This window comes from Winogradskyella sp. J14-2 (assembly GCF_001971725.1).
Lineage (GTDB): Bacteria > Bacteroidota > Bacteroidia > Flavobacteriales > Flavobacteriaceae > Winogradskyella.
In genome coordinates, this window is sequence record NZ_CP019388.1 from 1,220,923 (window position 1) to 1,241,669 (window position 20,747).

Sequence of the window (20,747 nt, forward strand, 5' to 3'; positions counted from 1 at the left end):
GTAGCGTAATTATATTGGCTTAACTCACCATGTTAATTGTTTCCACTAGTTGTTTTCTCCCCTTCATGATCCTTAACCACATCCTTATCGCGATATTTGCAGCATGGATGTACGGAATTATAAGCTTCTTCCGTTGCTTTAATCGCTTTGGTATCATGACCCACGGACGCAATTTTTTTAGCAATTTTTTCTAAATCGGTTTTGCGCTCATCGTAAATGAGTTTTAGCTCGTGCGTATCAACATTCCAAACGGCAGATTTTACTCCTTTGGTTCTAATGGCTGCTTTTTCTATGCGTTCTTTGCACATACCGCAAACTCCATCTACTTCCATAGAGGCTTTAGCATTTTTGTTTTGGGCAAAGGTTGCTGTGGTCAGCACTACTGTAAAAATTAAAATTAGTTTTTTCATTCTATTCATAACCCTTTTTAAAGGAAAGGGGATTCATTTTTTAATAATTAAACTTCGTTTTATTTTTATTTGTTTGTTTTTAGTTTTTATCTATCAGATTCCTGATTTTACCAGAATTGGTTATTTTATTTTATAACGCAACCCAGCATAATACATGCTTCCAAAAATTGGCCCATATACAAAGTTACTATCAAAATTTGAACCAAATGGATTTTCTGCACTTAATATTGGACGCGATTGTCTCACATTGGTCACGTTTTCTCCACCTAAATACATTTCGAATTTAGGCGAAAACACTTTAGTGACCTGTAAATTTAAAGTAGCCAATGTTGGCGAATAGGCATCTAACTGAAATTCTGGCGGACTTAATGCCGTATTTGGAAAACGTTGCGAATCTAGCCAGTTGTACGTGGCATCAAATTTCCATTGCGCTCCGTTTTCCTGTACATCAGTTTCGTACGATGCGTTGGCAAACACACGATGTTGTGGAATAAATGGTTTTTCTAACAAACCCGATCGGTATTGCGTTTTTACATCGTAATATTTGTAAGCTGTACGTAAATCGAAGCCTTCAAAAGCATTATAATTAAATTCAAACTGAAAACTATTCGCATAACTATCGCCTTCAAGATTGTAAAAATTAATTTCAAAAGGGTTTTCCCAATCTACCACTACCTGATTTTGAAAATCGGTACGGTAAAAATCGAACGTAATGTCTGCTTTTCGTCCAAATAAATTGAAACCTTGCAGATAACTAATGCCGTAATTCCAGGCAATTTCAGGATCTAGGCCGTAAATTTTTCCACCAGCATTGGCAATATTAATTTGTCTTGAGCTGGCAAACAGGTTCTGGGTTTCGGCAAAAATATTGGCACTTCGCTTACCTCTTCCAACAGAAAAACGCCATGCCGACTTTTCCCAAGGCGTATAACGCACGTGCAATCTTGGTGTTATAAAAAAGCCAAATCTATTGTGCTGATCGGCACGCAAACCTGCTGTTAAAGTGAGTTTGTCTAAATTATCGTAAGCATATTCAAAAAAAGCACCGACAGAGTTTTCGGTACGCTCATAAATGTCGGTGTTTACTAGCTCATCGTAATGGTCGTAAGTGAAACTCATTCCGGTTTTAATTTTGTGGCGCGAATCTGAAATAATACTATTGTATACCAAATTAGAATAAAAACTATTATGCTCAATATCATAAAGATTAAGACCAAAATAAGAATCTTGCTTGTGGTGGCTAAACGAGGTTTGAAACCCTAAACTTTGATACGGAATCTCAGGATTTACATAGCCCAATTTTGTATTGACTTCGAAACGCTCTGTATTAATTTCGCTGCCCCAAGCATTGGTGGTAAATTTATCAGTATCTGGATTAAAGTTTACCTGTCCTGACTGTTTTTCGTCATTCAAATAGCGCAGATTAATAAAGCTCACAATTCCTTTTTCGCCATTGGTATATTGCCAACGGTTCATTACATTAATTTGATTATACAAAGGCATATCCAAAAAGCCATCATCATTTACATCGTGTTTTTGCTGGTGCGTGTTGCCATGAATGTACAAACCTGTGCTCCACTTGTCCGATACTTTTGTATTGAGATGTGTATTGAGCTCAAAGCGCTCGTTAGAAGCAGCATACAAATTAACATAAACTTTATTGTCTGTGGTAGGCTTTACCAACTCTGTGTTAATTTGGCCAGCAATACTCTCAAAACCGTTAACTACACTACCAGATCCTTTGGTAATTTGAATACTTTCTACCCAAGTACCAGGAATAAAACTGAGTCCATAAGCTTGAGATGCACCACGTATGGCAGGAATATTTTCGGTCGTAATTAAAATATAGGGCGAATCTAAACCGAGCATTTTAATCTGTCTCGTACCCGAAACGGCATCGGCAAAATTGACGTCGATGGACGGATTGGTTTCAAAACTCTCGGATAGATTACAGCATGCTGCTTTTAGCAATTCCTCACTACTTACTGTCATGGTATTGGTAGCCTTTAAAAACGACCTTGATGTTGCTTGTTTTCTTACTGTAACAGTAACCGCATCTAACTCGTCTGAAGGCTGTAAGACATGCCTTATATAACTATTTTTTGTTACAATTAATGTATCTGTTTTAAAACCAACATAACTAATAACCAATTTATTGAAGGAAAATTTATATGGTAAGGAAAAGGTACCGTCATCATTAGTTATTGACCCTACTGATGAGCCCAACCAATACACATTGGCGCCTGGCAAAGGCATTTCCTTACCTGTACTTGTTTCTAAAACCACACCCTCTAACGTGTCTTGCGAAAACAAAAACAACGGGCCAACCATAAAAATTATAAATAACTTCTTCATAATTATATGGTTTTAAACAGCATTATAAAAGCCATTATAATCATTATGCTGTTTTCTATAAATGTAGCCTTGGTCATTGGTAATTTTAAGGCAGTTCCTAAACATGCACACTGAATCGATTTTTTATCGAGTAGGGTTTTGGTTACTCCAAACGTAGTAATGCCCAAAACGATTAAGGTGCTTATAAGAGCTATGTTAACTTGAAATCGCATTAAAAACATAAGTCCCAAGGCGACCTCTATAAACGGATACACCCAACCATAAGCTGGCAGTGCTTTGGCCAAAGGATCGTACATTTTAAAACTTTGCGGAAAACCTTTTAAGTCTAACAGCTTAAAAAAACTAAAGATAATATAGAAAAGGCCCATAAAATCTAGCATAAAACCATCGGTATTCCATGGTTTTATGTTTAGCAATATTGAGGCGATAATAATATAAACAAAAATTAGAAATAGCGGAAATAATTGTTTTAATTCACTCTTCTTTTCATTATAAGGCTGAGTAGTGCCAATAACATTTTTAGTATTTTGCTCTGTAATAGTGTATTTCTCTGAAAGCGCATTTTGAAGTGTACTTTCCTCAATGTAGTTTTTCATTGTTATGGTTGCGGTGCTGTTGCTGAGGTCTACATCGACCTTATCCACATCTTGCAATGCAGATAAGGCTTTTTTAACAGAAACCTTACAACCGTTACAGGTCATTCCTGTAACATTATATGTATGTATCATGATTTATTTAATTTAAAATTATCGTCAGTTAGTATTCTCAACGAATACAAAATCTTAAAAATTTTAAATTATTTAAATAAGGAAAGTTTCGTCCAAAAGGTGTATGTCTTTCACTATTTCGGGAGGCGAATAACCACTGTTTGGTATGGTTTTTTTAGATGAACCTTTAAGAAGACTGATATAACTGCAACAATACGCAACTAGTATTTTCTTTTGTATGTTAGGCAAATCATCGGATGTACTTCTTTTTAGTTCATCTTGTCCCTTAATAACGTCCGTTTCATCCTTACAGCATGATTTTTTTGCAATTTCTGATTGATGCGTGCTTTGCATCTCCATATTACATTTTTTTACTTTGGTAAAAACTGCAACGTCTATTAAAGTATCTCCACAAAAATGTTTTTCTATGGCCAAAGAAAGCGTAGAAAATAACACTAAAAAAGATAGTGTTACGGCTATGGTTCTATTTAGAAATAAACATTTCATGCTACAAAGTTACAAAATCGATACAAACAGAAATAATTTTATAAAAGTCTTAACGGTTAAGGTTATGATAATAAAATGCCGGTAATAGAAAAATTAAGCCAATTGGTTGAATTAAGAATCGCCTGATATTAAAAAACAAATAGTAGTCTTCTTGTTTTGGGTTAATCACAAAATATAAAAAGGGAACTATCAGCAACACATAAGCGACTATGTATAACATGGCTGAAAATTTTATCATCACTTTATCATAAAAAATTAGGTACAAAATCCCTAGTGATACCAACGTATTGAGTAAAAACCTAAGACTAGTAAAAACTACCAATTTAGCAACTTCGCGTCTTGGATTGTCTAAGTAAAGATAATCGTTTTCAAAAAAGGTAAGGTAAGGGTCGTAAAACAAGTAATCTTCAAAAGCTCTTATTGCTACTAAAACCAAGAACAACAAAACAACGCATATGTACCGAGTTAATTTAGGCATTGGCTTTTACAGATTTAGAAAAACGATTAACCCAAAACATCCAAAGCAAGAACACTGTTCCATAAATTAGCATAGGAAAAATTATATTATGCAACACTTCTTTCCTCCAAGGATAATGGTACAAGCCTGCAGATAAAATAACAATTCGTATTAGATTAAAAGCATACACAATAATACTGCCTGCAAAGCAGTAAAAAAATGTTGATTTAAATTTTCCTGCAAAGGCAACAATAAACGATAAAAACAAAATAATAATGCTCACTGCATTACAGCCTTCTATAACTCTGGCTACAAATTTTCCGTCAATAATTACCTTCATCGAAGCCTCATGAGGATGCGGTATAACTTTAGCCTCATAACCAATACTATTCAGCAAGGAGTTTGTCTGTCTAGCGACCAAGTTTGTCATATAATCTGGATAGTATTTAGAACCATCAGATAAATTAAGGTATAAATAATAACCTACTGTTAATACTCCATAAACCACTAAAAAGGTAATAATGAATCTTATAACCAGTTTATATTTCGTTAAGAGTTCTTTCAAATGAAAATTATTTATTAGAGTGCTGTTAAATTTATGAAAACCCTAATTTAAAATTCAAGCTTTTAGATATTTTTGCCAAAAATTTGCAATTATGACTTTTGAAACCCTAAAACCCGAAGTAAAATCAATAGTATCTAATACTAACTTTACTAAAAACGAGCGTCTATTAAAAATTTGCGAGCTTCTCGAAGCCAATGTAAACTATTACAATTGGGTTGGTTTCTATTTTAAAAATGGTGATAAACACGAATTAAAACTAGGGCCTTATGTTGGTGAGCCAACAGATCACACCATAATCCCTTTTGGAAAAGGCATTTGCGGACAAGTTGCTGTAAGTAATAAAAACTTTGTAGTGCCAGATGTGTCTGCGCAAGACAATTATATAGCTTGTAGCATTACTGTAAAAGCTGAAATTGTAATTCCAATTTTTGTGAATGGAGAAAATATTGGGCAAATAGATATAGACTCTAATACTCCAGATCCTTTTACAGAGGATGATGAGCGTTTTTTAGAGTTTGTTTGCAAAGAAGTGGCTCGTCTAATCAATGATACCACTAACTACTAACTTCTAACTTCTAACTTCTAACTTCTAACTTCTAACTTCTAACTAAAATACTACATTCCTGTTCTAATGGCCTCAACAGGATCTAGTCGAGATGCCGAAATCGCAGGTATTACTCCAGATATTAATCCTATAAACGTAGAAAGGGCAAAACCAAGGAACATGTTGCCAAAAGACAGCACAAACTCAAAGTCTTCACCTACTACTCCATTCATAATTAAGGAGGTGATATAAACAAGAAAAAGACCAATTAAACCACCTACAACCGCTAAAATTACAGCTTCGAATAAAAATTGAAATAAAATAAAACGGTTTTTGGCTCCTAAAGATTTTTGAATTCCAATTAGGTTTGTTCGCTCTTTTACGCTTACAAACATAATATTTGCAATACCAAAACCACCAACTAAAAGTGAAAACCCGCTTATTACCCATCCAACAAGATTAAGCGTACCAATAATAGCATCTACAAAAGACACCAAACCAGATAATTTGTTAATAAAAAAATCATCATCTTCATCGGCTTTTAGCCCTCTGTAGGCTCTAAATTTTTGCTTTAATACACTCTCAAAAGCACCAATGTCAACACCTTTTTTTGGTTTTATAACTACTGCGCCTGGTAAACCATCTACACCTCCATTTCTAAATTGTCTCACAAAATTTGCAGGCACAAAACCTTTTACATCTGGCGAGTCACCGAATCCAGAGCCATATTTTTCTAGCACACCTATAACCGTTAATTTTCTACCGTAAACTCGCACCACTTTTCCAATTGGGTTAGACTGGCCAAACAGATTCTCAGCTAATTCGTAACCAATAACAATAACAGGTGCACCTGTATCTGACTCTAGTTCTGAATAAAAACGTCCTTTGTCAATTTTTAAATCATCTATAGTATATATACCATGAGAGATGGGTGTAATTTCAATATTAGTCAGTGTTTCTGCTTGATATCGTATGGTTTCTCTTCCTCCAAAAATCACATAGGCAGACTCTTCAATGTCTGGTATATTACGTCTTACAAACTCATAATCATCATACTCTGTTTGCGGAAAGTTATCACGTTTCCAACGTGGCACATCAGTCGGCCCAAACGAATACTTAGTGAGGTACATGGTGTTTTTATCAAGACCAGATAGGTTTTCCTTAATGTTTTTATCTAATGAATCTACGGCAGCTAAAACAGCAATAATAGAGAAGATACCAACTGTAACGCCCAAAAGTGACAAAAAGGTACGCAACTTATTATTTCTGAGAGCATTTAACGCGAACGAAAAACTCTCTTTAAAAACTCTAAAATAGACAAGCATGTGTTGGTTGTTTTAAAACAATTTAAAGATAGGACGTTTTCAACAATTTATTGTTACAAAAAACTTAAAGAAACTAATATAACCTCTAAGTTTATACTATTGTTTATTTTATTTTTGCAGCATCAAAATCACATCACAACATTATGAGCAACAAAACCATAGCTTCGGCACTAATTTCGGTATTTAGTAAAGACGGATTAGAACCCATTGTAAAAAAATTAAACGATCTCAACGTAACCATTTATTCAACTGGTGGAACGGAAAAATTCATCAAAGATTTAGGTGTCAATGTAGTACCTGTAGAAGATGTTACGTCTTACCCTTCAATTTTGGGTGGTCGTGTTAAAACATTACATCCAAAAGTTTTTGGTGGTATTTTAAATCGTCAAAATCACGAAGGTGACGTTGCCGAACTTGCAGAATTTGAAATACCGCAAATAGATTTGGTCATTGTTGACTTATACCCTTTTGAAAAAACGGTAGCATCTGGAGCAAGCAATCAAGATATTATTGAAAAAATTGATATTGGAGGTATTTCACTTATAAGAGCTGCCGCTAAAAACTATGCAGACGTTACTTGTGTTTCTTCTGTTAATGATTATGCCGAATTTTTAGAGTTGTTAGAAACTAAAAATGGAGAAACATCTGAAGAAGACCGTAAGCGTTTTGCAACGAAAGCGTTTAATATATCTTCACATTATGACTCGGCTATTTTTAACTATTTCAATACAGATGAAAAAGAAACCGTTTTAAAAATCAGTGAAACAAAAGGAAAAGCACTACGCTATGGCGAAAACCCACACCAAAAAGGATTTTTCTTTGGTGATTTTGATGCGATGTTTACAAAACTTCATGGTAAAGAATTAAGCTACAACAACCTTTTAGACGTTGATGCTGCTGTAAATCTTATCTTAGAATTTAAAGATGAAGATCCTACTTTCGCTATTTTAAAACACAATAATGCTTGTGGTTTTGCGCAAAGAGACACCATTTATAAAGCCTATGTAGATGCTCTGGCTGGTGACCCTGTTTCTGCTTTTGGAGGTATTTTAATCTCAAATACAGAAATTGATAAAGCAACTGCAGAAGAAATTCATAAGTTATTCTGTGAGGTTGTTATTGCACCTTCATTTAGTGACGATGCTTTAGAGATTTTAAAAGGAAAGAAAAACAGAATTCTTTTAGTATTAAATGATACAGAGCTATCTGAAAAAACTGTTAGAACATGTTTAAATGGTATTTTAGTTCAAGACAAGGATAACAAAACTGACAGTTTTGAAGACTTAAAAACAGCGACAACAAAAGCACCATCAGCAGCAGAACAAGAAGACTTAATTTTTGCTTCTAAACTTTGTAAGCATACTAAATCTAACACCATAGTTCTTGCTAAAAACAAACAACTGCTAGCAAGTGGAACTGGGCAAACCAGTCGTGTAGATGCCTTAAATCAAGCCATTCATAAAGCAAAATCTTTCAACTTTGATTTAGAAGGTGCCGTTATGGCAAGTGATGCATTTTTTCCTTTTCCAGATTGTGTAGAGATTGCAGACAACGCTGGTATTACTGCTGTAATTCAACCTGGAGGTTCAATAAAAGACGAATTAAGTATCAATTATTGCAACAAAAATAATATTGCTATGGTCTTTACCGGAACACGTCATTTTAAACATTAAAAAATATATTGAGTTAAAACATCTATAAGGGCAGAAATACCGTATAATTTATTACATTTACGCATGGTCATAAGCTTATGACAAGAATAACCCAAATAATATTATAAACGCGCATGGGATTTTTTGATTTCCTAACGGAAGAAATAGCCATAGATTTAGGAACCGCAAACACACTAATTATACACAATGACAAAGTTGTTGTAGATAACCCTTCTATAGTAGCAAGAGACCGTATTAGCAATAAGATAATTGCTGTTGGTAAAGAAGCCAACATGATGCAAGGTAAAACACACGAAAACATTAAAACAATTAGACCGCTAAAAGACGGAGTAATTGCAGATTTTGATGCCTCTGAGCAAATGATAAGTATGTTTATAAAAAACATACCTGCGCTTAAGAAAAAGTTTTTTAATCCTGCATTACGTATGGTTGTTTGTATACCTTCTGGTATTACTGAGGTTGAAATGCGAGCGGTAAAAGAATCTTGTGAGCGTGTTAATGGTAAAGAAGTATATCTTATCCATGAACCTATGGCAGCAGCAATTGGTATTGGTGTAGACATTATGCAACCAAAAGGTAATATGATTGTAGATATTGGTGGTGGTACTACCGAAATTGCAGTTATAGCATTAGGCGGTATCGTCTGCGATAAATCTGTAAAAGTCGCTGGTGATGTATTTACCAATGATATTATCTATTACATGCGTACGCAGCATAACTTGTATGTTGGAGATAGAACTGCTGAAAAAATTAAAATTCAAATTGGTGCTGCTACCGAAGATTTAGAATTACCACCAGAAGACATGAGTGTGCAAGGGCGTGACCTTTTAACAGGTAAGCCAAAACAGGTTCAAATTTCATATAGAGAGATTGCTAAAGCATTAGATAAATCCATCTTAAGAATAGAAGATTCTGTAATGGAAACGCTATCACAAACACCTCCCGAATTGGCAGCTGATATATACAACACAGGTATTTATCTTGCTGGTGGAGGTTCTATGTTACGAGGATTAGACAAGCGTCTATCACAAAAAACAGACTTACCAGTTTATATCGCAGAAGATCCCTTAAGAGCAGTAGTAAGAGGTACAGGTATTGTACTAAAAAACTTAGCTAAATACAAAAGCGTATTGATAAAGTAAAAGGCAAATAAATGCAACAAATCATTAATTTTGTTATTAGAAACAAAACCTTTCTGTTGTTTTTATTGCTTTTTAGTATAGGTTTAGCACTTACTATCCAATCACATTCTTACCATAGAAGCAAATTTATAAACTCTGCGAACGCTTTATCTGGTGGTGTTTACGGCACTGTAAATTCAATAGACAAATACTTTGATTTAGAGCAAGAAAATAAAATCCTAGCAGAAGAGAATAGACGTTTAAGAGAACAACTTTTTAATTCTGTAAACTCGGAAAGCAATACCGTTATTGACACTTTAATTTATAAGGAAAATTACAGAATAACTATAGCAGATGTTTATAAAAACAGTTACTCCTTAACTAATAACTATCTCACAATTAATAAAGGCAAGAATGATAGCATAAAGCAAGATCTTGGAGTAATCACATCAAGAGGAATAGTAGGCATTATTAATAATACTTCAAAAAATTATGCCACTGTCCTTTCTATTTTAAGCAAAAAAAGTAGAATTAACGCTAAATTAAAAAACTCAAACCACATAGGCTCATTAACCTGGAACGGAAAGTCCCCAGAATTTGTGCAACTCATAGACGTATCTAAGTTTGCACCTGTAAAAAAAGGTGACACCATTGTTACAGGTGGGCAATCTTCTATTTTCCCAAAAGGAATCAATATAGGACGTATTGAAAATTTTGAAACTGACATTAGCGGAGACACTTACACCATACAAGTAAAATTGTTCAATGACATGACTAATATAGGAACAATTTATATTCTAGAAAACCGAGATAGAAATGAAATTTTAAACCTGCAAAACAACAGTAATGAGTAGTGTTCTTGGTGTAAATAGTATTCGTTTTGTTGTATTGCTTTTAGTACAGGTCATTATATGTAGTCATATAAATTTTTTAGGTTACATCAATCCTTATGTATATATTATTTTCATCTTTCTATTTCCTATAAGAGAAGAACGCCTCATATTGCTCATAACCAGTTTTCTTTTAGGCATGTTAGTAGACATGTTCTTAGATTCTGGTGGTGTACATGCTGCTGCATCAGTGCTTTTAGCATATGCAAGACCGATTTTCTTAAAAACCTCATTTGGTATGCTCTACGAACATCAAAGCATTAAATTTAGCAATACCGAACTTGGAAGTTTAATCACGTACATCACACTTGGTACTTTAACCCATCACCTCATTCTATTTTCGCTTGAAGTTTTTAACATCTCTAGCACACTTTTAATCTTGAAAAAAACGTTATTCTCTAGTATTTTTACTATAATACTTTGTATCCTGATTGTAATGCTATTTAGTCGAAACAAAAAATGAGAAAACTTTTACTCCTAACAGCTGTTATCCTTGTTGGTCTTATTTTTATAGCGCGTCTATTTTATCTACAAGTGTATGGCGGCTACGACTATAATATTTTTGAAGATACGGCTATTAAGCCAGAATACACCTACCCAAAACGCGGTTACGTCTACGATAGAAATGGAAAATTGCTAGTGGCCAATCAACCATCCTACGATGTTATGGTTATTCCGCGTGAGGTAGAGCCGCTAGATTCTCTCGAACTTATCGAGTTTTGTAATCTCTTAAAAATAACCAAAGAAGATTATGATAAAAAATTAGAACGTGCCAAAAACTACTCGCCGAGACTACCATCTCCTTTTGTACCACAGCTATCAAAGTCCGACTATGCTGTATTACAAGAAAAAATGAGAAAATATGTAGGTTTTTATATCCAAAAACGATCCCTAAGGTCTTATCAAACCACAATCGGCGCCAACGTTTTAGGTGACATTGGTGAAGTTAATAGAAGTATTATAAAACAACAACCTTATTACAGATTAGGAGATTTAATCGGTAAACAAGGAGTTGAGCAATCTTACGAAGAAATACTTCGTGGAACAAAAGGGATAAAATTTATTCAAAAAGACAGATTCAATAAAAATATTGGAGCTTTTCGAGAAGGACAATTAGACACCTTACCAGTACCAGGCAAAGACATTACAATTACTATAGATTCAGAATTACAGGCTTATGGTGAACTTCTCATGAAACATAAGCGAGGTGGTATTGTTGCTATAGAACCCAGTAGTGGCGAAATTTTGGCCATGGTTACAGGGCCTAGTTATAACCCAAATCTTTTGGTTGGAAGAAACCGATCTAAAAATTATACAAAACTGCACTATGACAGTATTGCAAAGCCTTTGTTTGATAGAGGCCTACTAGCGCAGTATCCTCCTGGTTCGCCGTTTAAGGTTATTAATGCACTTATAGGCTTACAAGAGGGTGTAGTGGATGAGCACGATAAATTTAGCTGTAGAATGGGCTATTATTATGGTGGCAGACGTTTAACGGGCTGCCATCACCATAGAAGTCCGGTTGACATGAATATGGGAATAGCTCAATCTTGCAATGCCTATTTTGTAAATGTATACAGACGTATTATTGATAAATACGATGATGCAGGTGAGGGTATGAATAAATGGGCAAAACACGCAAAAAGTTTTGGCCTAGGTGATTTTTTAAATAACGACTTATCAGTGGGTAGACCAGGCCGAATACCAGATGGTAATTATTACGACAGAGCTTATGGTGATAATCGTTGGGGTTCTACATATATAGTATCTAATGCTATTGGTCAAGGTGAAGTTGAAGCTACACCAATTCAGTTAGCCAATATGGCTGCTGCTATAGGAAATCGTGGCTATTATTACACGCCACACATTATTAAAAGTATTGAAGGTGATACTATTCCTTCAAAATTTACAACTCCTAAGTACACCTCTGTAGATAAAAAACATTTTGAACCTGTAATTGAAGGCATGTTCGATGTTTATAACGATGGCACTGCCAAAGCTTTAAAAGTTGATGGAATTGAAATCTGTGGAAAAACTGGTACTGCCGAAAATTTTGCGATAATTGATGGTAAAAAAACCCAATTAACGGATCATTCTATTTTTGTTGCTTTTGCCCCTAAAGATAATCCTAAAATCGCCATTGCTGTTTTTGTTGAAAACGGATATTGGGGAAGTCGTTTTGCAGGGCGAATGGCCAGTTTAATGATTGAAAAATATATTAAAGGCAATATCACAAGAACCGATTTAGAAAATTGGATACTAACACATAGTCTTGAGAATGAATATGCAAAGCCTTTGTCTGGTAAGCCCTTTAAAATAAATGGAGAAACAACACTTCAGGTTATAGATAATTATGCTATGGAGTCCGAGAACGATGAGACCTTAAAAAGTAATTAATGCTAAGAGAAAACCAAAGACGTTTTAAATTTGATTGGATAACCATAATCCTTTTTCTTCTATTGGTTGGCTTTGGCTATGTTAATATTTTATCAGCTTCTCATGATGGTGAGGTAACGAGTTACTTCAACATGTCAGAACTGTATGGAAAACAACTGATTTTTATTGGGTTAACTTTTGTTATCATCCTTCTAATTTTATCGCTTGAGGCTAAGTTTTATGAACGGTTCTCTAGTATCATCTATTTGGCAGCTATTTTATCGTTACTTGGTCTTTTTGTGTTTGGCAAAGATGTTAATGGTGCACGTTCTTGGTATGGTATAGGCAGTATGACCATCCAACCCAGTGAATTTGCCAAATTTGCTACGGCCCTAGCCGTTGCAAAGTACATAAGCGATATACAAACTAACATGAAAACCTTAAAGGATCAAATTCGTGTTGCTGCTATAATATTTATTCCCGCTTTACTAATTTTATTGCAAAATGATGCAGGTAGCACTATAGTTTATTTAGCTTTTTTCTTTGTGTTTTACAGAGAGGGCCTACAGCAAATCTATTTGGTAATTGTTATTTCACTTATCGTATTAGCTGTGCTTTCTTTAAAATTTGGTATTATAGCCACCACCATAGTGGCATTAATCGTACTCACAATACGTTATTTTTTTAGAAAAAAGAAACGCGCTTCAAAACTTCAATATGTCCTTGTTTTATGTATTGCTGTTGCATTTGCCTATGGTGTAAAACTATTTTATGAGCACGGATTACAAACACATCAACAAAACAGAATTAGTCTTTGGTTACGTCTAGAAAAAGATCCTGTAAAGCTCGAACGAATGAGAAAAGCTGAGGCTTATAACCTCATTCAATCAGAAGAGGCTATAAGCTCTGGTGGGTTAACGGGAAAAGGATTTTTTGAAGGTACTCGAACTACTGGGAAGTTTGTTCCTGAACAAGAAACAGATTATATATTTAGTACTGTTGGCGAAGAATGGGGTTTTTTGGGCAGTAGCGCTGTTGTACTTTTATTTGTTTTTCTGATCGTACGAGTTTTATATCTGGCCGAAGCTCAAAAATCGCAATTTAGTCGTGTATACGGTTACAGTGTTGCTTCAATCCTCTTTATTCATTTTACCATAAACATTGGTATGGTAATGGGCTTAATACCAACAGTTGGCATACCACTTCCTTTCTTTAGTTATGGCGGCTCTGGCCTTTGGGGATTTACTATATTATTGTTTATTTTTATTAAACTTGATAGCAATAAAATAAACGAGTGGTAAAAAAGACACCTAGTAAAGATAAACTACTATAATACTAACCAAATTTTACGCTCTATTTTTCTGTAATCTAAGCACAATAATCACAGAAACTATTTAGTTAGTATGTAACAACCTATGAAAAAATTTACCAATATAGTGTATCTGTTACTGGTGTCTTTAACTTTTATTACATCCTCGTTGCAACTGGCTGACTCTATTACCTGGGCAACCGTTCCTTTTTTGTAAAACAACTAGAAGACAAAAATCTTTTACTTATTGCCCTTGACCTAAAGAATAGCCTCTTATACCATCAAACGTATATAAGTTCTCTGTTTTGATAGCATCTATACCATGATCTATAGCTGACTGTAAAATGTCTACAATTTTTATTTTAGGCAATTCTTCCCCTTCTTTTGCAATATATCTACATCGCCAATGATCCGTACAAAATGTTTCCTTAAAACCATTAGGCCAAACCTTAATACCTCTATTGGTAATCATAGATAACTCTAACGCATCGTTATTAAGTTTTTGGAGTTTCTCTGCGAGAATGTCTGCGTCATATCCATGCCAATCTACAAACAAGTCTACACCAACAACCTTTTTGTTTTTAGAAGGCTTTCTTTGATACTTTGGTAATATTAGTGGTGTATTGTCTTTAAAAGAAACCTCTGGTAATTGCGTTGGTTTATTACCTAAATTATCAATAACCGCTTCTGCAAATGCTTTTGTACCTACACGTTTTGTACTCATTACAGAGTCGTAAATATCGTTAGTATGCACACCGTCTTCTATAGTACGTAACCAAGCATTCTGAATTTTCTCGGCTACTGAATTTTGCCCTACATGATTTAACATCATTACGGCACCATTTATTAACCCAGAAGGGTTTGCAATATCTTTGCCTGCAATATCTGGTGCAGAGCCATGGATAGCTTCAAACATGGCACATTCTTGTCCTATGTTTGCAGAGCCTGCTAAACCAACTGAACCTGTTATTTGCGCTGCAATGTCTGACATGACATCTCCATAAAGATTAGGCATCACAATAACATCAAAATCTTCTGGTGAGTCTGCTAGCAATGCTGCTCCTATATCTACGATCCAGTGTTCATTTATGATATCTGGATATCGTGCTGCTACCTCATCGAAAACTTTATGAAATAAACCGTCGGTTTGCTTCATAATATTATCTTTTGTAAAACAGGTTACTTTTTTTCTGCCGTATTTTTTTGCATACTCAAATGCGTAGGTTACGATTTTCTCGCAACCTGGGCGGCTAATGAGCTTTAAACACTGCACAACTTCATCTGTTTGCTGGTGTTCTATACCAGCATATAAATCTTCTTCGTTCTCTCTTATAATAACTACATCCATTTCTGGGTGTTTTGTAGTTACAAATGGATGCAAACTACGACACGGTCTTACATTAGAATACAATCCTAAGGTCTTACGCATGGTTACATTTAAGCTTTTATAACCACCGCCTTGAGGTGTTGTTATTGGCGCTTTTAACAACACTTTGTTTTTTCTAATAGACTCCCAAGCTTCGTTTGATATCCCAGTAGAATTACCAGATAAATATACTTTTTCTCCTACTTCAATTTCCTCGAAAGTTAGATCTGCTCCCGCAGCGTTTAGGATATTGAGGGTTGCATCCATAATTTCAGGACCAATACCATCACCTTTTGCTAGTGCTATTTTTATCATAATTGTGTTTAGTTATTAATACACTGCAAAGATGACATTCCTTTTTTATATATTTTTATATATGTTTAATATAGTATACATAAAAATTATTTATGTATTCTTTCGTAAAAAAGACCCATACTACATAAATTGAATTTTTGCAGACATAGGTCTTTATCTTTTTTAAGAAACTTTAACTATTTGAAACTGTCTAAACTCGCTTTAATCGTTTCAATTTTAGCAAGAGCATCAGCTTCTTTTTTCTTTTCTGAGACCACAACTTGCTCTGGCGCATTGTTTACGAAGCGCTCATTTGATAGCTTCTTTTGTACGGATTTTAAGAATCCTTCTGTATAATTTAACTCTTCGGTTAACTTTTTAATTTCAGCCTCAACATCTATACTACCTTCCATTGGAATGAAGTATTCATTAGATTTTACTCTAAAAGTCAACGCGCCATCAATAGGTTTGTTTACATAATCAAAGCTACATAGATTACCCATTTTAGCAATAACCTCATCGAACGAGGTCTCGGCGTTTTCATTATTTACAACTGAGAATCCAATAGCGTCTTTAAAAGCAATATTCTTTTGTTTTCTAATGTTTCTGATACCAGAAATTACATCAGATGCAAAATCGAACTGAGAAATTAATGCTTCATTCGCCTCTTTTTGAGCTGGCCATTTTGCTATGATTAAGGCTTCTTCTGGTGTTCTTGATTTTATAGATTGCCATATTTCTTCAGTGATAAATGGCATAAATGGATGCATAATTTTTAAGTTGTCTTCAAATAGTGCGATTAACTTATAGTATGTTTTTGCATCAATTGGCTCACCATAAGCTGGTTTTACAATCTCTAGTAACCATCCGCAGAAATCATCAAAAATCAATTTGTAAATGGCCATTAATGCATCGCTAAGGCGGTATTTACTAAAATGGTCCTCAATCTCTACTAATACTTTTTGGAATTTAGCCTGGTACCACTCTAAACCAATTTTGCTAGATTGTGGTTGCTCTATTTTATCGGACACTTCCCAAAGTGTTGTTAGATAAAAGGCATTCCAAACTTTATTTCCGAAACCTTTACCTTGTTGGCATAAAGCTTCGTCAAACAACAAATCGTTACCTGCTGCGGAACTCAATAGCAAGCCCACTCTCACACCATCTGCACCATATTCTTCAATAAGTTTTAAAGCATCTGGTGAGTTGCCAAGCGACTTTGACATTTTTCGTCTTTGCTTGTCTCTTACCAATCCTGTGAGGTAGACGTTTTCAAATGGTCTCTGATCTTTGTACTCGTAACCAGCAATAATCATACGCGCTACCCAAAAGAATAGAATGTCTGGACCTGTTACCAAATCATTGGTTGGGTAATAGTATTTTATATCTTGGTTTTCTGGATTTCGTATTCCATCAAAAACACTTATTGGCCATAACCAAGATGAAAACCATGTGTCTAGTGCGTCAGTTTCTTGCTTTAAGTCTGAAGTTTGAAGCTCGAAGTTTGAAGTTCTTTCCTTGGCCAACTCAAGCGCTTCTTCAATGCTTTCGGCAACTACAAAATCTTCTTTCCCGTCGCCATAGTAATACGCAGGAATTTGTTGTCCCCAAAGCAATTGGCGCGAAATATTCCAATCTCTGATATTCTCCATCCAGTGACGGTACGTATTTTCAAACTTCTTTGGAAATAATTTCACCTCACCATTGGTAAGAACAGCATCTAAAGCTGGTTTTGCTAGGTCTTCCATTTTTAAGAACCATTGGTCGCTTAAACGCGGCTCTATAATCGCTTTTGTACGCTCAGAAATGCCAACACGATTTGTGTAATCTTCAATTTTTTCAATTTGCCCTAGAGATTCTAGCTCCTTAACAATAGCTTTTCGAACAGCGAAACGATCCTGTCCTTCGTAATGCATTCCATAACTGTTCAAGGTAGCATCTTCGTTAAAGATATCTATGACTTCTAGATTATGCTTATCGCCTAAGACTTTATCATTCTCATCGTGTGCTGGTGTTACTTTTAAACAACCCGTACCAAATTCTACATCTACATAATCATCTTCAATAATTGGAATTACACGTTTACAAATCGGTACAATTGCTTTTTTACCTTTAAGATTTTGATGTCTTGGATCGTTTGGGTTAATACAAATTGCTGAGTCACCTAAAATAGTTTCTGGTCGTGTTGTTGCAATCGTTAAAGTTTCATCGGAACCTTCAATTTTATAGTTTACATAGTAAAGCTTTCCTTGTTTTTCAACATACTCTACTTCTTCATCAGACAATGTTGTTTTAGCTTCTGGATCCCAATTTACCATTCTGTAACCACGGTAAATTAAGCCTTTGTTGTACAAATCTACAAACACCTTTATTACGGCTTCAGACATATCATCATCCATTGTAAATTTGGTTCTATCCCAATCGCAAGAACATCCTAATTTCTTTAATTGCTCAAGGATAACTCCGCCATATTCATGCGTCCAATCCCATGCATGTTTTAGAAATTCGTCACGTGTTAAATCATTTTTATCTATGCCTTGCTCTTTTAACTTGGCAACAACTTTAGCTTCTGTAGCAATAGATGCGTGATCTGTACCAGGAACCCAACATGCATTTTTACCCAACAAACGCGCACGACGAATTAGCACATCTTGAATGGTATTATTGAGCATGTGTCCCATATGTAAAACGCCTGTAACGTTTGGTGGCGGAATTACTATGGTGTAAGGCTCCCTATTATCTGGAGTAGAATGAAAATACTTGTGCTGCATCCAGTAGTTGTACCATTTTTTTTCTACTGACAATGCATTATATTTTGATGAAATTTCCATATTTGGTATCGTTTTTGCTAAGTAACTGACAAAAGTACTTATATTTATTTTTTTGAAAAATTATTACCTTGGTTAATATATATGTAATGCTTTAAATTCTGTTAAATAGCGTGCATTATATCTAATTAATTTTGATGGGAATTAAAAAGTAAGTAGTTTTGATAGTATCAATTTAAAAATTTAAATGATGAAAAATTTTATAGCCATTCTATTTGTAGGTTTAATAAGTTTTGGATCTTTTGGCCAGGAGAAGAAAGTAGCTAAGATAGAATTTAAAACCACAGTCATTGATTACGGAACTATTGAAAAAGGTGCCGACGGTGTAAGAACATTTGAGTTTACCAACACAGGAAATGCTCCTTTAGTAATATCTAATGTAAAATCTACTTGCGGTTGTACAGTACCTAAAAAACCTAAAGAACCAATTATGCCAGGCGAAACAGGTGAAATTGAAGTAAAGTATGACACAAAGAGAGTTAATCCAATTAGAAAAACCATTACAGTGTTTTCTAACGCTGAAACTCCAACAGTTGCTTTAAAAATAAAAGGTCTCGTTGTAGATCCTGACAAGACGAGTGTTTTAGAAAAAAAAGAAAAAAGTATGATTGAGCAATAAACTCAACTTTCTATAAATTTAATAAGCCCTCAATTTGAGGGCTTATTTCTTTTTAAAGCGTTATCTAGCTTAAACCTATAGTTCTTCACAGCTCCATAACGCTCAACTTTTAGCCTTACAAGTTTACCTGTTTCGCCAAACAAAATTTCGTTTATTTGGTTTAGCTTCATGTTGTAGACTTCCTTACCATTAATACCTAATACAATATCACCAACCCTTAGACCAGATGCGTATGCATTAGAAGATTGGCGTAATTCTACTATTCTATACATTGGCTTTAGCAACATTCTATGACTTATAGATACATCTATCTTTACAACATTAGGATTGTATGTATCACTATAACCATCTGTTGAAGGAAGCTCTACGCGTTCATTTACAAACATGCTACCATTATACTCTAACACAATACCACTGTTATTGTAGACAAATGGTTTTTTAAAATAACTATTCTTTTTAAAATGCATCTTTTTATTAGTATAGTCTATATACATATTAAAACGCTTTAAGATATCACCACCTACGCTACCATTTCTATCTTTATAAACTTTGGTAATATCTACAGATGCAGAATCTGGGTAAGCAACATTTACATTATCGAGATGAGTATCACTCAATAAAAACTTATTAATCTTAGACCTTTTACCATACACTGATCCGCTTAACCCCTTACCCAAATAGTCTCTAAAAAAAAGTGAATCATAGGTTTGTAACCCTTTCGCTTTATCTTCAAATAGCCATAGCGCATCGCTGCTTCCTGTATCAATGAGAAGTTTCACCTTTTTCTCAGTACCGTTTTGGTTAATCTTTGCATCTAAATAAGGCCTTTTATCGTAAATCTCTATTGGAATGGTTTGCCACCTTTTTGATGCTTTTGGTTTAAAAAACTCAGGCTTATGTAGTCGAATATATTTTGAATTGTAATTAATCTCTACCACAAAATCCTTAAACACATCAAACCCAATTATGCCATGAACAGCAACACCAAGCCTTGACGTAAAATTTATATCTGCATCAAAAACCACGTACAGATCTTGACTACTACCAATAGCATCTCCGATTTTAAACCTATTGTAGGTCGATTTTAGCGCTTCAATTTTTCCGTCTGCACCTAAGCCATGTAAGTAAAAAGTTTTAGTGTTTTTTAAATCGATAGAATCATTGGGTGAAAGATTAAACAGTATTGGTTTACTAACTCCTGTATCTAAAACAAAAGATAATTCGATACCATTAATCTCTACAGGCACCACAATAAGATTAGCTGCAAATTCGAAATTAATTTTCTGGCTTACCTTCTCTTTTAAGAAGAACTGACCTTGAGCGCCAATAAACCAGACGTTTACACAAATTTGCAGCACTAGTAAATGTAAACAGGATCTTTTCAAGACATGTTAGATTTTA

Annotated in this window: 18 protein-coding genes; 8 read left to right on the forward strand and 10 right to left on the reverse strand. The window is 34.6% G+C overall.

Annotation, left to right across the window (positions count from 1 at the left end; genetic code table 11):
* Window positions 1–32 precede the first annotated feature (32 nt).
* The 6 genes from BWZ20_RS05695 to xrtF form a co-directional block, all read right to left on the reverse strand.
* Window positions 33–410: a heavy-metal-associated domain-containing protein gene (locus BWZ20_RS05695; RefSeq protein ID WP_076617518.1), complete on the reverse strand. Its 378-nt coding sequence runs from the start codon at window positions 408–410 to the stop codon at window positions 33–35.
* A 120-nt stretch (window positions 411–530) separates the two neighbouring features.
* Window positions 531–2,765: a TonB-dependent receptor gene (locus BWZ20_RS05700; RefSeq protein WP_076617520.1), complete on the reverse strand. Its 2,235-nt coding sequence runs from the start codon at window positions 2,763–2,765 to the stop codon at window positions 531–533.
* A 2-nt stretch (window positions 2,766–2,767) separates the two neighbouring features.
* Window positions 2,768–3,493 (reverse strand): heavy metal translocating P-type ATPase, encoded by a 726-nt coding sequence (locus BWZ20_RS05705; RefSeq protein WP_076617524.1) that lies wholly within the window; start codon window positions 3,491–3,493, stop codon window positions 2,768–2,770.
* A 72-nt stretch (window positions 3,494–3,565) separates the two neighbouring features.
* On the reverse strand, window positions 3,566–3,979 hold the full coding sequence (locus tag BWZ20_RS05710; protein ID WP_076617527.1) for an HYC_CC_PP family protein: 414 nt from the start codon (window positions 3,977–3,979) through the stop codon (window positions 3,566–3,568).
* Window positions 3,980–4,028: 49 nt separating this feature from the next.
* On the reverse strand, window positions 4,029–4,457 hold the full coding sequence (locus BWZ20_RS05715; RefSeq protein WP_076617531.1) for an exosortase F system-associated membrane protein: 429 nt from the start codon (window positions 4,455–4,457) through the stop codon (window positions 4,029–4,031).
* Window positions 4,450–5,001 carry an exosortase family protein XrtF gene (gene xrtF / locus BWZ20_RS05720; RefSeq protein WP_076617534.1) on the reverse strand — a complete coding sequence of 184 codons (552 nt, stop codon included), beginning with the start codon at window positions 4,999–5,001 and terminating at the stop codon, window positions 4,450–4,452. The genes BWZ20_RS05715 and xrtF overlap by 8 nt, the downstream gene beginning before the upstream one ends.
* Before the next feature lie 91 nt (window positions 5,002–5,092).
* On the opposite strand from xrtF, the gene BWZ20_RS05725 reads away from it, so the two are divergent.
* The gene (locus BWZ20_RS05725) at window positions 5,093–5,566 is read left to right on the forward strand and encodes a GAF domain-containing protein (RefSeq protein ID WP_076617537.1); all 474 of its coding nucleotides are present in this window, start codon (window positions 5,093–5,095) and stop codon (window positions 5,564–5,566) included.
* Window positions 5,567–5,616: 50 nt separating this feature from the next.
* Here BWZ20_RS05725 and BWZ20_RS05730 read toward each other — a convergent pair whose 3' ends face one another.
* Entirely contained in the window at window positions 5,617–6,870 is a 1,254-nt protein-coding gene (locus BWZ20_RS05730; RefSeq protein ID WP_076617539.1) for an ABC transporter permease, read from the reverse strand.
* A gap of 143 nt (window positions 6,871–7,013) precedes the next feature.
* On the opposite strand from BWZ20_RS05730, the gene purH reads away from it, so the two are divergent.
* The 6 genes from purH (at window position 7,014) to rodA (ending at window position 14,231) form a co-directional block, all read left to right on the forward strand.
* Window positions 7,014–8,543: a bifunctional phosphoribosylaminoimidazolecarboxamide formyltransferase/IMP cyclohydrolase gene (gene purH / locus BWZ20_RS05735; protein ID WP_076617542.1), complete on the forward strand. Its 1,530-nt coding sequence runs from the start codon at window positions 7,014–7,016 to the stop codon at window positions 8,541–8,543.
* A gap of 113 nt (window positions 8,544–8,656) precedes the next feature.
* A complete protein-coding gene (locus BWZ20_RS05740; RefSeq protein WP_076617544.1) occupies window positions 8,657–9,685 on the forward strand; it encodes a rod shape-determining protein in 1,029 nt (342 codons plus the stop codon).
* An 11-nt stretch (window positions 9,686–9,696) separates the two neighbouring features.
* On the forward strand, window positions 9,697–10,518 hold the full coding sequence (gene mreC / locus BWZ20_RS05745) for a rod shape-determining protein MreC (protein WP_076617547.1): 822 nt from the start codon (window positions 9,697–9,699) through the stop codon (window positions 10,516–10,518).
* The gene (gene mreD / locus BWZ20_RS05750) at window positions 10,511–11,017 is read left to right on the forward strand and encodes a rod shape-determining protein MreD (protein ID WP_076617550.1); all 507 of its coding nucleotides are present in this window, start codon (window positions 10,511–10,513) and stop codon (window positions 11,015–11,017) included. Before mreC ends, mreD begins: the two co-directional genes overlap by 8 nt.
* Window positions 11,014–12,951 carry a penicillin-binding protein 2 gene (gene mrdA / locus BWZ20_RS05755; protein ID WP_076617552.1) on the forward strand — a complete coding sequence of 646 codons (1,938 nt, stop codon included), beginning with the start codon at window positions 11,014–11,016 and terminating at the stop codon, window positions 12,949–12,951. Before mreD ends, mrdA begins: the two co-directional genes overlap by 4 nt.
* Entirely contained in the window at window positions 12,951–14,231 is a 1,281-nt protein-coding gene (gene rodA, locus BWZ20_RS05760) for a rod shape-determining protein RodA (protein ID WP_076617555.1), read from the forward strand. Before mrdA ends, rodA begins: the two co-directional genes overlap by 1 nt.
* Window positions 14,232–14,483: 252 nt before the next feature.
* On the opposite strand, the gene BWZ20_RS05765 is transcribed toward rodA, so the two are convergent.
* Both BWZ20_RS05765 and BWZ20_RS05770 read right to left on the reverse strand, forming a co-directional pair.
* Complete coding sequence (locus tag BWZ20_RS05765) at window positions 14,484–15,920, reverse strand: NADP-dependent isocitrate dehydrogenase (protein WP_076617558.1); 1,437 nt, start codon at window positions 15,918–15,920, stop codon at window positions 14,484–14,486.
* Between the two features lie 176 nt (window positions 15,921–16,096).
* Window positions 16,097–18,730 carry a valine--tRNA ligase gene (locus BWZ20_RS05770; protein WP_076617560.1) on the reverse strand — a complete coding sequence of 878 codons (2,634 nt, stop codon included), beginning with the start codon at window positions 18,728–18,730 and terminating at the stop codon, window positions 16,097–16,099.
* A 187-nt stretch (window positions 18,731–18,917) separates the two neighbouring features.
* Here BWZ20_RS05770 and BWZ20_RS05775 point away from each other — a divergent pair, with 187 nt between their 5' ends.
* Window positions 18,918–19,346, forward strand: a complete 429-nt coding sequence (locus BWZ20_RS05775) for a DUF1573 domain-containing protein (RefSeq protein WP_076617563.1) — start codon at window positions 18,918–18,920, stop codon at window positions 19,344–19,346.
* Between the two features lie 29 nt (window positions 19,347–19,375).
* On the opposite strand, the gene BWZ20_RS05780 is transcribed toward BWZ20_RS05775, so the two are convergent.
* The gene (locus BWZ20_RS05780; RefSeq protein WP_076617566.1) at window positions 19,376–20,731 is read right to left on the reverse strand and encodes a retropepsin-like aspartic protease; all 1,356 of its coding nucleotides are present in this window, start codon (window positions 20,729–20,731) and stop codon (window positions 19,376–19,378) included.
* Window positions 20,732–20,747: the final 16 nt, after the last annotated feature.